This is a genomic window from Flavobacterium piscis, assembly GCF_031457575.1.
Taxonomy (GTDB): Bacteria; Bacteroidota; Bacteroidia; order Flavobacteriales; family Flavobacteriaceae; genus Flavobacterium; species Flavobacterium piscis_A.
This window is the reverse complement of sequence record NZ_JAVDWQ010000025.1, coordinates 14,708-30,887: the sequence shown is the minus strand read 5'-3', so window position 1 is coordinate 30,887 and position 16,180 is coordinate 14,708. Positions and strand designations below refer to the sequence as shown.

General features: G+C 39.0%; 8 protein-coding genes. All 8 read left to right on the top strand.

Annotation, left to right across the window (positions count from 1 at the left end; genetic code table 11):
* The first annotated feature begins 31 nt into the window (after window positions 1-31).
* The 8 genes from J2W48_RS22000 (at window position 32) to J2W48_RS21965 (ending at window position 16,058) form a co-directional block, all read left to right on the top strand.
* On the top strand, window positions 32-1,741 hold the full coding sequence (locus J2W48_RS22000; RefSeq protein WP_310284221.1) for a polysaccharide lyase: 1,710 nt from the start codon (window positions 32-34) through the stop codon (window positions 1,739-1,741).
* Between the two features lie 100 nt (window positions 1,742-1,841).
* Entirely contained in the window at window positions 1,842-4,997 is a 3,156-nt protein-coding gene (locus J2W48_RS21995; protein ID WP_310284219.1) for a DUF6298 domain-containing protein, read from the top strand.
* 69 nt (window positions 4,998-5,066) lie between these two features.
* Entirely contained in the window at window positions 5,067-6,461 is a 1,395-nt protein-coding gene (locus J2W48_RS21990) for a glycoside hydrolase family 140 protein (protein ID WP_310284218.1), read from the top strand.
* 223 nt (window positions 6,462-6,684) lie between these two features.
* On the top strand, window positions 6,685-8,259 hold the full coding sequence (locus tag J2W48_RS21985; protein WP_310284217.1) for a glycoside hydrolase family 28 protein: 1,575 nt from the start codon (window positions 6,685-6,687) through the stop codon (window positions 8,257-8,259).
* 385 nt (window positions 8,260-8,644) lie between these two features.
* The gene (locus J2W48_RS21980; protein WP_310284216.1) at window positions 8,645-9,628 is read left to right on the top strand and encodes a glycoside hydrolase family 43 protein; all 984 of its coding nucleotides are present in this window, start codon (window positions 8,645-8,647) and stop codon (window positions 9,626-9,628) included.
* Window positions 9,629-9,714: 86 nt separating this feature from the next.
* The gene (locus J2W48_RS21975; protein WP_310284214.1) at window positions 9,715-11,589 is read left to right on the top strand and encodes a six-hairpin glycosidase; all 1,875 of its coding nucleotides are present in this window, start codon (window positions 9,715-9,717) and stop codon (window positions 11,587-11,589) included.
* Between the two features lie 105 nt (window positions 11,590-11,694).
* Window positions 11,695-14,475, top strand: a complete 2,781-nt coding sequence (locus J2W48_RS21970; RefSeq protein ID WP_475690774.1) for a family 78 glycoside hydrolase catalytic domain — start codon at window positions 11,695-11,697, stop codon at window positions 14,473-14,475.
* Between the two features lie 155 nt (window positions 14,476-14,630).
* Entirely contained in the window at window positions 14,631-16,058 is a 1,428-nt protein-coding gene (locus tag J2W48_RS21965) for an acetylxylan esterase (protein WP_310284212.1), read from the top strand.
* The last annotated feature ends 122 nt before the right edge of the window (window positions 16,059-16,180 follow it).

Below are 16,180 nucleotides of genomic sequence, written 5' to 3'. Positions count from 1 at the left end.
CTAGGTACTAAGAACTAAAACAAAGATTCTCATGCAAAATATTTTTCTAAATACCACCGTTAAGGGAACAATGATAATCGTATTATTTTGTTCTTTCTTTTCTTCTACGTATGCACAATATCCGGAAATCCCAAAACCACTTCAGGAGAAAACCGATGCGATTTTAGCAGATGAAGAAAAAAGACTTGCCGAAATCTGGAATGCCAATTATAGTATTATTCAGGCTGAAGCCAAATTAGGCCGTCCGTATTTGCCTTGGGCTTCTTATCCTAAAGATTTTGTTCATGCCGATATTCCTGCTTTTCCGGGAGCTGAAGGTGGCGGAGCCTTTACACCCGGAGGAAGAGGCGGAAAAATTTTCGTTGTAACCAGTCTGGAAGATAGTGGAAAAGGAACTTTTAGAGAAGCTTGTGAAGCAGTTGGAGCGCGAACTATCGTTTTCAACGTTTCCGGAATTATACAGTTAAAAAAGAGAATCAGCATGCGTGCACCTTACGTAACAATTGCAGGACAAACGGCTCCTGGAGACGGAATTTGTATTGCAGGTGAAACGTTGGAAATTGATACACATGACGTCATTATCAGACATGTGCGTTTTCGCAGGGGCGCAACCGATGTTACCCGAAGAGACGATGCCCTTGGCGGAAACCCAATGGGAAATATAATCATTGATCATTGCTCTGTAAGCTGGGGATTAGACGAAAATATCTCCTTATACAGACATCAGTTTCAGGCAAACGATAAATCAAAACTGGAAAAATTGCCTGCCTGTAATATTACAATCCAAAACACAATTTCTTCAGAAGGTCTGGATACTTACAATCATGCTTTTGGAAGTACGATTGGCGGATTAAACAGCACATTTATGCGTAACTTATGGGCCAATAATATTTCAAGAAATGCTTCTGTTGGAATGTATGGTGACTTTAATTTTGTGAATAATGTGATTTTCAATTGGTGGAATCGTTCTGTGGACGGAGGTGATTATCGTTCGATGTTCAATATCATCAATAATTATTTCAAACCAGGACCAATCACACCAACGGATCAGCCAATTCGTTACAGAATTCTGAAACCGGAATCAGGTTACATGAAGCCAAAAACGTATGGAAGAGCTTATGTTTCAGGAAATTTCATCGTAGGATCTCCGGAAGTTACAGCAGATAACTGGAATGGCGGAGTACAATTGGAAGATCAATCGGCTGAAGAAACAAAAAATTATTTAGAATTGATTAAACAGCCAAAGCCTTTTTCAATGCCGCATATCACCATTATGAAAGCAGAAGAAGCTTATGAATTTGTACTCAATAATGTGGGGGCGACTTTACCGAAAAGAGATGCTGTTGATGAAAGAATCATAAAACAGGTTCGTACTGGAAAAATTGAGGCTAAAGACGGCCTCGAAAATACAATCGGAAAGGAATTTATCAAAAGAAGATTACCGGCTGACTCTTATAAAAAAGGAATTATAACACATCCCGATCAGGTAGGCGGTTATCCGGAATACAAAGGAAAAGCCTATAAAGATTCTGATAATGACGGAATCCCGGATGCATGGGAAAAGAAATATGGATTAAATCCAAAAGATGCTTCGGATGCAAATAAGGATTTAAATGGAGATGGATACACCAATATCGAAAAGTATTTCAACGGAATTGATCCAAAAAGCAAAACGGACTGGACAAAAACTGAAAACAACGTCGATACATTGGCAAAACTATCAAAAGGATTGTTGCAATAAAGTCTTAAATTTAAGCCTGACAATTTTCAGACCTAACAAGTTTTTTAAAATTTGTTAGGTCTCATCACATAAAAATAAATCTATCAAATACTATTTTAAAGTGAATTTCATCCAGCTAAAAAATATAATCTCTCTTCAAAAAGATAAAATAATTTTGTCTGGTTTTGCTGTGTTATTTAGCATTAGCAGCAGTTTCGCCCAAAACACATTCCCCGATATTACAAAAACCAAAGAAGGTAAGTTGGAACGAACAGCCGATACAAAAGGAAACCAGATTCCAGATTTTTCTTTTGCCGGTTATAAAGGGTCTTCAGTTGCGATTCCAAATGTGGTTATCAAAGCTTTTGTACCGCATATTGAAGGAGATGCAACCAAAACAATTCAATCTGCGATAGAATATGTTGCCAAATTGAAAGCCGATAAAAACGGTTTTAAAGGAACAGTACTTTTAGATAAAGGAATCTTTAAAGTTTCGGGAGAAATCAATATTAAGGAAAGCGGAATTGTATTAAGAGGAAGCGGTTCAGGAAATAACGGAACGATTCTTTTAGGAACCACAACCAACAGAAAAGCAATTGTCAATATCAGCGGAATCAATAACCGTGTTCTCAAAGAAACAACAGAAATCGCTGCTGCTTATACAGGATTAGGAGCAACAGTTTTATCCGTAAAAAATGCTGGTACCTTTAAAAAAGGAGATCATATTGTAATCAATACACCCATCACTAAAAAATGGATTGATCTTTTGTCAATGAATGATTTTGGAGGAGAAAGCGGATGGATTGGCTGGAAAGCCGATGATTTTGTCATTCGTGCCGACAGGGAAATTACAAATGTTCAGGAAAATAAAATTACGATTGATGCCCCTTTAACGAATGCATTGGATGAAGAATTATCAAAATCAACTGTAGTAACTTACACTTGGTCAGGTAGAATCAATAATGTGGGTGTCGAAAACCTGACTTTGAAATCAGATTACGACACCACAAATCCAAAAGACGAACAGCACAGATGGACTGGAATTTCTATAGAAAATGCAGAAGACATTTGGGTACGACAAGTCAATTTTGAACAGTTTGCAGGCGGTGCGGTTTCTATTTTAAAAACGGCCAAAAGAATTACTGTTGAAGATTGTCTGGCTTTAAATCCGATTTCGGAAATCGCAGCACATAGAAGAAACACGTTTTATACCGAAGGACAGCAAACTTTATTTCAAAGATGTTATTCTGAATTCGGATACAATGATTTTGTAGTCGGAGGTTATGCAGCTGCAGGACCAAATGTCTTTTTGCAATGTGAATCACATTTGCCATATAGTTTCAGCGGATCTGTGGGAAGCTGGGCAACTGGAATTCTTTTTGACGTTTCTTTAATTGATGGAAATGCCATTAGTTTCAAAAACAAAGAACAGGATGGAAGAGGTTTAGGCTGGAATGTTGCCAATAGCGTTATCTGGGAAACCTCGGCATCCAAAATAGAAAATTACAGTCCACCAACAGCCAACAACTGGGCATTTGGAGTTTGGGGTGGCATTATGGCTGGTGATGGACATTGGAAAGAGGTAAACGGTCACATTAGCCCAAGAAGTTTATTCTATGCTTTATTGGAACAGCGTCTGGGCAAATTACCGATGGAGGCTCAAATAATGGATTTAGGTACGGAACCTTCTTCAAGTCCGACATTGGAACAAGCAAAAGAGTTAACCACCGAAGCTTATAAACTAAACGAAACTTTAAAACAATTTATTAGTAAAGCATCAACCAGAAATCCTATCGCGATTGATTATGCCAAAGCAAAACGAATTGATGAAGTAAAACCTGATGCAGTTACCAATTCGAATACAGATAAAATCACCATAACCAATGGTTTCTTAACCACTTCAAAAGGTGTAATTACCGGAGAAGTTGTTGATGTACCGTGGTGGAGAGGAAGTTTACGTGAATCTGAAATTGCAAAATCAAGACCACACATTACCCGATTTGTTCCCGGACATTACGGAATTGGTTATACTGATAATCTGGAAGAAACAGTAAACTATTTAGTCGAAAATAATAAATCGGCAATTGACCATAATTACGGATTGTGGTACGAACAAAGAATGGCCGATCATGAACGCATCCGAAGAATCGATGCCGATGTCTGGGCACCTTTTTACGAACAGCCTTTCGACAGAAGCGGTCAGGGAATTGCCTGGGATCATTTGAGCAAATACGATTTGACCCGATACAATGCATGGTATTGGAACCGATTAAAAACTTTTGCACAATTAGCCGGTCAGAAGAATAAGCTCCTGTTAAACGAAGCCTATTTTCAGCATAACATTTTAGAAGCAGGAGCACATTGGGCAAGTTCTCCTTGGCGTCCAGCGAATAATATCAACACGACAGGATTGCCGGAACCTCCGCCTTATGCAGGCGATAAAAGGATTTTCATTGCTGAACAATTTTATGATATAAAAAATGCCGACATCCGTAAATTACACGAAGCCTTCATTGAGAAAAATTTAGAGAATTTTAAAGACAATGCTAACGTATTACAACTCACAAGTGCCGAATATACAGGTCCGTTAAGTTTCATGCAATTTTGGATTGATGTGATAGCGAACTATGAAAAGTCGAATCAAAATGAATCCAAAATCGCTTTAAGTGCGACAAAAGATGTTCAGGATGCTATTTTAAATGAAGATGCGAGGGCAAAAACAGTTGATGTAATTGACATCAGATATTGGTATTACAGAGAAGACGGAACTTTTTATGCTCCAGAAGGCGGAAAAAATTTAGCGCCTCGCCAGCATGCCCGTAAAATGAAAACCGGAAAAGAAACCGACAATCAGGTTTACAGAGCGGTTCGCGAATACCGTGAAAAATATCCGGAAAAAGCAGTCCTGTATTCAACGATGGGAGCACCACGATTTGGCTGGCCGGCATTAATGGCGGGAGCTTCTTTGGCAAATGTTCCAAAAATTGAAATTCCTGCCTTTCATTCTGCCCTTGCTGGTATGAAGTTTGCAGCAGGAACTACTTTTTCAGACACCCTTTGGACACTGGAAAATAAAGGTAATGCCTATCTTTTTTATCTTAAAAATGATCAGGATGTTTCGATCGATTTATCAAATCACAAAGGAACTTTCGAAGTATATACAATCAATGCTTCAAATGGAAGTTTTACGAAAAAAGCAAATATCAGTGGAGGAAAACAGGTTGTAATTCCGCAAGCTGAAATCAAAGAGAAAGTATTATTCATAATAAAAAAATAATTAACAAATTCCAGTCTCGGCTCCCTCTCCTTTGGAGAGGGCTGGGGTGAGGTTGTAAAAACAAACAAAATGAACCTGAAAATAAAATATTTATACGCCCTTTGTATACCCTTTATGTTGACAGCACAAAGCGGATTTTCTCAATCCAAAAATCTACCAAAACTTAAAGTTTCCCCAAACCAGCACTATTTTGTTACCGAAGACGGGAAACCATTTTTCTGGTTAGGCGATACAGGCTGGCTGACATTCGGAAAATTAGACAGAGAAGGCGTTGTTAAATATTTAGAAGACAGAAAAGCAAAAGGGTTTAATGTCGTTCAGGTAATGGTTTTGCATAATGTGAATGCTGTAAATGTTTATGGCGATCAGGCATTAATGAATGATAATCTGGCGCATCAAATTACTTCACCGGGCAATGATCCAAAGGATGCTCCCGAATACGATTACTGGGACCACGTAGATTACACTCTCGATGTAGCACAAAAAAACGGAATCTATTTAGCAATGGTACCGGTTTGGGGAACTAATATTAGTAGTGCTAAAAGCAAAGTAACGAAAGCAGATGTTGAAAAATATGCTAAATTTTTAGCTGACCGATATAAAAACAAAACCAATGTAATCTGGCTGAACGGTGGCGATACCTACGGAGATAAATTTCAGGACATTTGGAACGCACTCGGAAGTATTTTAAAAACAAGTAACCCAGATCAGTTAGTGACTTTTCACCCATTCGGAAGAACCGATTCATCAGAGAATTATCATAATGCAAGCTGGCTTGATTTCAATATGTTCCAATCCGGTCACAGAAGATACGATCAGGATACTTTGAAAAATTCATTCAAAGAAGACAATTACAAATTTGTTCATAGAGACTGGGATTTAAAACCAACCAAACCAACGCTTGACGGAGAACCATCTTACGAAGGAATTCCACACGGTCTGCACGATACCTTACAGCCAAAATGGACAGCAAGCGATGTACGTCGTTACGGATACTGGTCCGTTTTTGCAGGCGGAGCGGGCTATACTTACGGACACAATGCCGTAATGCAAATGTTTAGAAAAGGCGACAATCCAGCCTACGGAAACAAAGAATTATGGAATGACGCTATCAATGCGCCGGGAGCCGGACAAATGGTACACATCAAAAATCTGATGTTGGAATTTCCGTATCTAGAAAGAGTTCCGGATCAGTCATTAGTGGCCAATCAAGGCAAAAAATACGATTACCAAGTGGCAACAAGAGGAAATGATTATGCTTTAATTTATACTTACACCGGAAGAAAAATTACCGTGAATATGGGGAAAATTTCGGGAGACAAAGTAACCGCAACTTGGTACAATCCAAGAAACGGAGAAAAAACAAAGATTGGAACATTTGATAACAAAGGAACAAAAGAATTTCAGCCTTCCGGCAAAAAAGAAGACGGTAACGACTGGGTTTTAATTTTAAGTTCAAAGTAACGTAACCACAATCTTGTCATTGCGAGGAACGAAGCAACCTCACTAACAATAAGCCACAAAGTTTAATTTTATAAATGTATTGTTTCGTTTCTCAATGACAAAAAAGAATAAATATCTCTCGCAGATTTAGCAGATCAAGCAGATAAAAAAATCCCGCACAATCTGCTAACCCGAGCGATAGCGAACAGGCGAAGCAATCTGCGTGAAACCAAAAAGCAACACTATGAAAATCAAAAACATCATAATACTACTCTTCTTCATAACAGGACTAAACACCGCTTTCGCAAACGATGGCTGGCTAAACATCCTAAACGAAGGCGGAAACAACAAAGGAATAAAATGCACCGAGGCCATTCAGAACGCAATAGAAAAAGCATCTAAAAACGGAGGCGGAACCATCTTTTTCCCAGCCGGAGAATATTTAACCGGAGCTTTAAAACTAAAAAGCAACATCACCATCCATTTGGATTCCGGAGCACTTTTGAAATTTTCAGAGAATTTCGATGATTACCTTCCGTATGTAGAGATGCGTTACGAAGGAATCGTGATGCAGTCGTTCTCGCCATTATTTTATGCCAAAGACGTCGAAAATATCACCATCAAAGGAAGAGGCGTAATCGACGGACAAGGAAAAGCGTGGTGGAATGAAGTGTACCGAATCGAAACCGCAAAAGGTCCAATTCCCGAAACGAAATACCAAAAAATGTGGACCGAGCAAAATAAAGGAATCGTTTACGAGCCGTATTACAAAAGAACAATTGACAAGCACTTTTTCCGTCCTTCTTTTTTCCAGGCCTACAATTGTAAAAACATTTTAATCGAAGGCGTAACCTTCAAAAATTCCCCTTTCTGGACCATAAATCCTGAATTCTGCGACAATGTAACTGTAACGGGAATTACAATTAACAATCCGCATTCGCCAAACACAGACGGAATCAACCCTTCGTCCTGTACCAACGTTCACATTTCAAACTGCCACATCAGCGTGGGCGACGACTGTATCACCATCAAATCGGGTCGCGATGCAGACGGTCGTAAATACGGAAAAGCAACCGAAAACGTAACCATCACCAATTGCACGATGTTAAGCGGTCACGGAGGTGTCGTTATCGGGAGCGAAATGTCGGGCGGAATCAAAAAAATCACGATTTCCAACTGCGTTTTCGACGGAACCGATCGTGGAATCCGTATCAAAGCCGCTCGTGGTCGTGGCGGAGTGGTCGAGGACATTCGCGTCGACAATATCGTGATGAAAAACATCAAGGAAGAAGCCATTATTCTGGATCTTTTCTACGACAAAGACAATCCCGTAGAGCCTGTTACCGAGCGCACGCCGATTTTCAGAAACATCCACATTAGCAACGTTACTGGCGGAAATGTCAACAAAGCAGGATTCGTTCGCGGAATCGTTGAAATGCCAATCCAGAACATCACGTTCTCCAACATCAATATGGACGGCAAGGAAGGTTTCACCATAAACACGGCGACAGATGTAGAATTTCACGATGTAAAAGTCAATGCAACAGTCGGTTCTTCTTTCAAAATCACTGATTCGAAAAACCTGATTTTGGACAACGTAGGTTCATCTACACCGATCAAGGGAGTTCCGGTTATCAAAATCGACAACGCCTCGAATATTATGATCAACAACAATTTTCCGTTCAACGCCACCGATATTTTCATCGAAGCAAATGGAAAAGACACCAAAAATATCTTCCTAAAAAACAATGTGTTCAACAATGTGACTACAGTTGTGAAAAAAGGAAAAGACCTGGATAAAAAAGCAATTACTGAATAATACAACGAATTATCCTGCAAGGTCTTTTTCTGACCTTGTAGGTATTTCGATTATTAAATTTAGAAGCAGAAACATACGGCATTTTAGGATGTATCGTCCCGCTTTCCGTTACAATCTTATAAGCCGAACCCCGGCTTATAAGGATTTCCACTACAATCGGGGCTAGTAGAGAGATTTTGTTTTTTTGCCATTAAGATTAAACGCCTAATCCTGTAAGGTCTTTTTTGACCTTGTAGGTATTTCAACAGACAAAAAATCATACCTACAAGGTTTTAAAAACCTTGTAGGAAAGAAAAACTATAATAGAAAAAAAATGTAAACTCTCCAGTTTCGGCTCCCTCTCCTTTGGAGAGGGCTGGGGTGAGGTTAAAAAAAGATTAACACAATGACACAAAAAGATACACATTCCAATTGTCAAGTCTCGTCTCCCTCTCCTTTGGAGAGGGTTGGGGTGAGGAAATTATTCATCATACTAACGCTATCACTTTTTGCAGTAAGTTATTCCCAGAAAAAAAAGGAAATTTTCCTTTTCACTTCTTTCAGGGAACCCGCTACCGAAGGTTTGTACTTAGCCTACAGCGAAGACGGCTACAACTGGAAAGGTTTGGAAGGATCATTCCTAAAACCAGAAATCGGAGCCAGCAAAATAATGCGTGATCCCTCCATCACAAAAGGCGCAGACGGAACTTATCATATGGTGTGGACAACCGACTGGAAAGGCGGAAACGGATTTGGATACGCCAGTTCCAAAGACTTAATTCATTGGTCCAAACAGGAATACATTTCCGTGATGAAACACGAACCCGAAGTCGTAAACGTGTGGGCACCCGAAATTTTTTACGATGATGTCAAAAAAGAATACATCATTATTTGGGCATCCACAATCCCATTCCGATTCGAAAAAGGAGTAGAAGACGAGAAAAACAACCACCGAATGTATTACGTAACCACCAAAGATTTCAAAACCTTTTCAGACACGAAATTATATTATGACCCCGGTTTCAGCGTCATCGATTGTGTAATTGTAAAAAAAGGCAAAAAAGATTATGTTTTGGTTCTCAAAGATAACACCAGACCAATGCGAAACATAGAAGTAGCTTTCGGAAAATCCCCATTAGGGCCATTCGAAAAAAGATCAAAACCCTTGACCGAATATTTATCAGAAGGGCCAACGGTCGTGAAAGTCGGTAAAAACTGGTTGTTGTATTATGACAATTACGGATCCAAAAATTACAAAGCCTTAAGCACTTCCGATTTTGTGAATTTCAAAGATGTGTCATCCAAAATATCCCTTCCCGAAGGACACAAACACGGAACGATAACAACAATTTCCGCAGAAGTTCTAAAAGGATTAATTGAAAAAAAATAAAAATAATCTGCACAATCTGCCAAATCTGCGAGAGTAAATTTTTTCACGCAGATTTAGCCGATCAAGCAGATAAAAAGTTGAGAATAATGATTGCATTTAAAAACATAAAAACCAATATCGTATCAGCAACAACAATTTTGTTGTGCTGTGTCGCAGTCAATTCTGCGCAAGCCCAACAAGACACAATACGATATACAGGCAAAACACTTTCCAATGTCGATTACCACCACGGGCAATTGAGTCCGGCAGTTGGTGTTCACGCCACACAAATTATGCGTGCCAGCCGTGAACATCCGGAAAAAGCAGACGGATTTGGCTGGACTTACAATCACCAGTCGATGATGGCGTATTGGAACAATACATTTTATCTGCATTATTTGAGTGACCCATCAGGAGAACATATTCCGCCGAGCCAGACTTTTATAATGACTTCTAAAGATGGGGTAACCTGGACAAAACCAGCAGTGCTTTTCCCAATTTATCACGTACCCGACGGATTTAAAAAAGAAGGTGTAGAAGGTGTTGCCAAAAACATCGATGCCATTATGCACCAGCGTATGGGCTTTTATGTTTCATCCGACAACAGATTGCTGGCAACCGGTTATTACGGAGTTGCCTTAGACAAAAAAGACGATCCGAATGACGGAAAAGGAATTGGACGTGTCGTTCGTGAAATCTACAAAGACGGAACTTTTGGACCGATTTATTTTATCCGATACAATAAAACCGGAAATCCATTGCCAACGACCTTTCCGTTTTATACCAAAAGCAAAGACAAAAAATTCATCAAAGCCTGCGATGAGCTGATGTCAAAACCATTACTGATGCAACAATGGGTAGAAGAAGCCGATAGAGATGACGCTTTGATTCCGTTAAAAAAACAATACAAAGCCTTCAATTATTACCATTTGCCAAACGGAAACGTAGTAGGTTTATGGAAATTTGCTTTAACTTCTATCAGTAAAGATGAGGGAAAAACTTGGCAATACAATCCGTTGAGAGCACCGGGATTTGTAAACAGCAATGCCAAAATCTGGGGACAAAAAACCTCCGATAACCGTTATGCAACCGTTTATAACCCGTCAGAATACCGTTGGCCATTGGCAATATCCACTAGTGACGACGGACTAAATTACAAAGATTTATTGTTGGTGCATGGTGAAATTACTCCAATGCGTTATGGCGGAAACTACAAATCTGCAGGCCCGCAATATGTTCGTGGAATCCTCGAAGGAAACGGAACTCCGCCAGACGGAAAACTTTGGGTAAGTTACAGCGTAAACAAAGAAGATATTTGGGTAGCTTCTGTACCAGTTCCCGTGACCAGCGAAGTCAAAGAAAACGCCAATGATGTTTTCAATGATTTGCCAAACGGCGAAGAATTAAAATTATGGAATACCTACGATTTGTCCTGGGCTACCACCAAAATCGAAAAGAAAACAGATGGCAAAAAATGGCTGACCTTAAGAGATCAGGACTTTTTTGATTATTCAAGAGCCGAGCGTGTAATTCCATTTGCACAAAAAATGGAAGCCACTTTCACGGTTAAACCAGAACAAAACAATCACGGATTACTGCAGGTGGAATTCCAAAACAAACAAGGTCTTCCTGCGATTCGCATCGTTTTCGATTCGGATGGAGAAATAAAAGTGAAACACGGAGCACGTCACGGCGGAATTGGCAAATATGAGGCAGGAAAAGAATATACAATTACAGTCAAATTGGATGTAACTTCCCGTTCGTACACCGTAAAAGTGAATGACGGTAAAGAAACCAACAAAATATTCTATGCTCCGGTTGATGGAATTTCACGAATTATGTTCCGCACAGGCGATCAGCGTTACACACCAAATGCCGACACAGAACCAGACACTCCGGATTTTATAGATTTACCGGATACAGGAAAATTAATTACGGAAGCGGTTTTTAATATTAAATCATTGGTTACTAATAAAATATAAAAAAAATATAACCGAAAATTCCACAAATTCCCGCAAATCTTTTAACAGAAAGAGAAAAGAATAATTTGTGAAAATTTGTGCAATTTGTGGTAAAAAAAATAAAGCGTGAAGTTTTTCAAAAACATATTATTCCTCTTTTGTCTTCTAATAACTTTCATTTCGAATGGACAGATTTCTGCCGTACATTTAAGATGCGAAATGGTCGAAAACCCATTGGCGGTAAACAGTAATCAACCAAGATTAAGCTGGCAATTGGTTTCAAAAGAACAGAATGTTACACAATCCGCCTATCAAATTTTATTAGCTTCATCAGAAGAAAAATTAAAGAAAAATGAAGCCGATATTTGGAATAGCGGAAAAGTAGTTTCCAATAAAAATCTTCAAATCACATATAGCGGAACTCCATTAAAAAACGAATCCAAATATTTTTGGAAAGTGAAAGTCTGGAACCAAAAACACAAAGCTTCGAGTTGGAGCCAAACAGCTTCTTTCAGAATTGCACCTTCAACATTAGATCCAATTTGGATTGGAGCGATTACTAAAGCCGACAGTCATTTACCGGAAGGCAGAAATTACCATACCGCCACTTTCAACAAAGAGAAAAAAGCGTCATTAATCAACGCTTCCGATTCGTTGTCACGCAGAAGTATTATGCTTCGCAAACCATTTTCGGTTAACAAAGAAATTAAGGAAGCTGTAGTTTATATTTCCGGTTTGGGGCATTATGAATTGACTATTAATGGAAAGAAAATCGGCAATAGTGAGTTTGCGCCTTTATGGACCGACTACGATAAAACAGTTAATTTCAATACGTATGAATTAACTGTTGAAGAACTAAAAAAAGGCGAAAACGTAATTGGCGTTTTGTTAGGAAACGGAATGTACAACACACTTGCCGAGCGTTATTCGAAATTCTATGTAAGTTTTGGCCCGCCGACTTTATTTTTCAAAATGAAAGTGATTTACAAAGACGGTTCCGAAGATCTTATAAAATCCGATGGAAGTTGGAAATACAGCAAAAGCCCGATTACCTACAACAGTATTTTTGGAGGAGAAGATTACAATGCCAATTTAGAACAAAAAGGCTGGAATGAAACAGGATTTAACGATAACAATTGGAAAAAAGTAGTCGTTCAGGAAGCGCCAAAAGGTGTTTTGAGACCGCAAACTACAACACCAATTACAATCCAAAAAAGATACGAAGTTAAGGAAGCCAAAGAGCTAAAACCTAACTTTTACATTTTCAATATGGGACAAAATCTATCCGGATTTGCGACTATAAAAGTAAAAGGAAAAAAAGGACAAACCGTTCGGGTTTGGGTAGGCGAAAGCCTGAATGAAGACGGAACAGTTAGTCAGGGAAAAACCGGAAAACCCTATTATTACGACTATACTTTAAAAGGTGAAGGTATAGAAGAGTGGCAACCGAAATTCAGTTATTACGGTTTTCAATATGTGCAGATGGAGAACATCAATTACAAAGAAACCAAAGATGAAAATCTGCCAACATTAGTAGATTTAAAATCGAATTTCATTTACAATTCGGCAGGAGAAGCAGGAACTTTTGAATCGTCCAATGATATTTTCAACAAAACACACTTGTTGATCAACAACGCGATTAAAAGTAATTTTCAAAGTGTTTTTACCGATTGTCCGCAACGTGAAAAATTGGGTTGGTTAGAAGAAATTCACTTAAACGGACCTGGATTACTATTCAATTATAACCTCGAAAGTTTTATTCCCGCAACAATGCAAAACATCTCCGATTCACAACGAGATAATGGTTTAATCCCAACCATCGTTCCCGAATATGTAGTTTTTGGAGGCGATTTCACCGATTCTCCTGAATGGGGTGTGACAGGCGTGATTCTGCCTTGGATGTATTACGAATATTACGGCGATGCTTCGTTAATAGAAAAATACTATCCAGTAATGAAAAGATATGTGGATTATTTAGAAACCAAAACCACCAATCATATCGTTTCCCACGGATTAGGCGATTGGTACGATTACGGAACGCATCCGGCGGGTTATTCCAAAAACAGCCCGATTGCGCTTTCGGCAACTTCTCATTATTTTTACGGAGCAAGTTTGCTGGCAAAAGCTTCAAAATTATTGAACAAAACAGAAGATATTGCGAAGTACGAAAAGCTGACTTCGGACATTAAAAATGCTTTCAACAAGGAATTTTTCAATCCAGAAACCAAACAATACGGAACCAGCAGTCAGTTCAGCAATGCCGTTCCCGTTTTTATGGATATCGTAGAACCGCAATACAAACATGCGGTGATGCAGAATTTATTGGCTGACATAAAAGCAAAAGGCGACCGATTAACGACTGGCGATGTTGGAAACCGCTATTTGTTTCAGGCTTTGGCACGAAATGGAGAAAACGAAACGATGTACAAAATGAACAATCATTACGATGCGCCGGGTTATGGATTTCAGATAAAATTTGGCCTGACCACTTTGACCGAGCAATGGGATCCGCGCAAAGGAAATTCGTGGAATCATTTTATGATGGGACAAATCGAAGAATGGTTTTACCAAAGTCTGGCCGGAATTGTTCCCGATGATCAAAATCCGGGTTTCAAACATTTCTTCATTCAGCCGGAAATCGTGGGCGATATGACTTTTGTAAAAGCAACGTATAAATCCATTTATGGAAATATCGCTTCTGCCTGGGAAAAGAAAGATGGAAAGTTAATCCTGAAAGTGGAGATTCCAGTAAATACATCAGCGACCATAAAATTGCCAATCGGTAATAATTCGCAAATAAAAGTGAATGGAAAATCTCTTGAAAAATTGAAATTAGATTTTGATAAGAATCAAAAGAAACCAACATTGAAATTAGGTTCAGGGATTTATACAATAGAATGTAAATAAAAGTTGAATTGCCTCCAGCTTTAGCTGGATGGTCAAAAATACAAATATAACAAGGCTTTAGCCAAATTAAGCTTTTAGGCTAAAGCCAATTTTAGAATCAATTAGTTTCCTCCAGCTAAAGCAGGAGGCAATTCAAAAAAATATTGACACACAAAATGAAAAATTTAAAAAACATAACTTTTACTTTACTTGTTTCAATCTTTGCAGTGACACTAACAAACGCGCAATGCACATCCGATACGAATTTCAGAAAACCGGTTTCAGAGACCATCAAAAATATCGAAACCATTTTTAAAATCACTGTAATTGACGACAGAGGTTTATTGAAAGGAAAAGAACTTGATTACGCCGATTGGAGAATTGAGCAAGGCAATCTGGAAGTTTCTCTGGCGAATGTTTTAGTTCCTTTTGAACTGACTTATTTCAAACAGCCGGACGGAAAATACCAAATCCGAAAATATGAAAACCATAAAGTTTCAATCGATAAAGGAAAAGAGCGTCTGGATTATTTAACGACTTTATATTCCAATGTTGCCGACTGGGAAAAACGAAAAAAGGAGTTAAAAGCATGTATGACAACGTCATTTGGTTTAGACAAGGCGCCCCCAACACCAAAGTCTAAACCACTTTTAACGCCAAAAAGGATCTATAAAGATTACAGTGTGGAGAATATCGCATTGGAAATTCTGCCCGGAGTTTATACTACCGGATCGATTTACAAACCGTATCCATTAAACAAAAAATCGGCGATTATCTTAACGCCCGACGGACATTTCGGCGATGGAAGATACAGAAAAGACGAGCAGTACCGTTGCGCCATAATGGCGAAAATGGGAGCAATCGTGGTAAGTTACGATTTGTTTGCCTGGGGTGAGTCGCTGCTTCAGTTTCCAAGTGAAACGCACCGAAACAGCATCGCCTCAACCGTTCAGGTCCTGAGCGGAATCCGATTATTAGATTATCTGACCACCATAAAAAATGCCGATGTTTCGCGAGTTGGCGTTACAGGCGGTTCCGGCGGAGGTTCGCACACGATGTTTTTGGCCGCTTTAGACGATCGAATCACGGTTTCGGCTCCCGTGGTGATGGTTTCTTCGCATTTTTCGGGCGGTTGTCCGTGCGAGAGCGGTCGCGGAATTCACCTTTGCGGAAACGGAACCAACAATGCCGAAATTTCGGCAATGATGGCGCCAAAACCACAATTGATTGTGTCAGACGGAAAAGACTGGACCCTGGCAGTTCCCGAATTGGAATTCCCTTTTATCCAAAGAACCTACGAATTGTACGGCAAAAAAAATCTCGTAGAAAATGCCCATTTTGCTAAGGAAGGACACGATTTTGGCGTTTCAAAACGAATGGCTTTGTATCCGTTTATGGCGAAATATTTAAGTCTCGATTTGAACAAAGTAAAGAACGAAAAAGGTGAAATAGACGAATCGACTTGTGTGATTGAGCCTTACGATAAATTATATGTTTTTGGCAACAAAGCCGAAAATTTGCCTAAAAATGCCCTGAAAGACATCAATAAATTATATGAAATGTTCGGAGAAAAAAATCTAAAAGTATATGAAGTCAAGAAGTAATAGAGTTTGCCACTAATTACACGAATTTGCACGAATCATTTTGCCGCAGATTAAAAGATTAGAAGGATCTTTTATCTCCTTAATCTGCCCAATCTGCGAGAGTAAATTTTTTCACGCAGATT

Bases quoted from the DNA above. Each gene is read 5' to 3' on its own strand.
- J2W48_RS21975 (WP_310284214.1), top strand. From the start codon at position 9,715: ATGATTGCATTTAAAAACATAAAAACCAATATCGTATCAGCAACAACA.
- J2W48_RS21990 (WP_310284218.1), top strand. From the start codon at position 5,067: ATGAACCTGAAAATAAAATATTTATACGCCCTTTGTATACCCTTTATG.
- J2W48_RS21985 (WP_310284217.1), top strand. From the start codon at position 6,685: ATGAAAATCAAAAACATCATAATACTACTCTTCTTCATAACAGGACTA.
- J2W48_RS21980 (WP_310284216.1), top strand. From the start codon at position 8,645: ATGACACAAAAAGATACACATTCCAATTGTCAAGTCTCGTCTCCCTCT.
- J2W48_RS21965 (WP_310284212.1), top strand. From the start codon at position 14,631: ATGAAAAATTTAAAAAACATAACTTTTACTTTACTTGTTTCAATCTTT.
- J2W48_RS22000 (WP_310284221.1), top strand. From the start codon at position 32: ATGCAAAATATTTTTCTAAATACCACCGTTAAGGGAACAATGATAATC.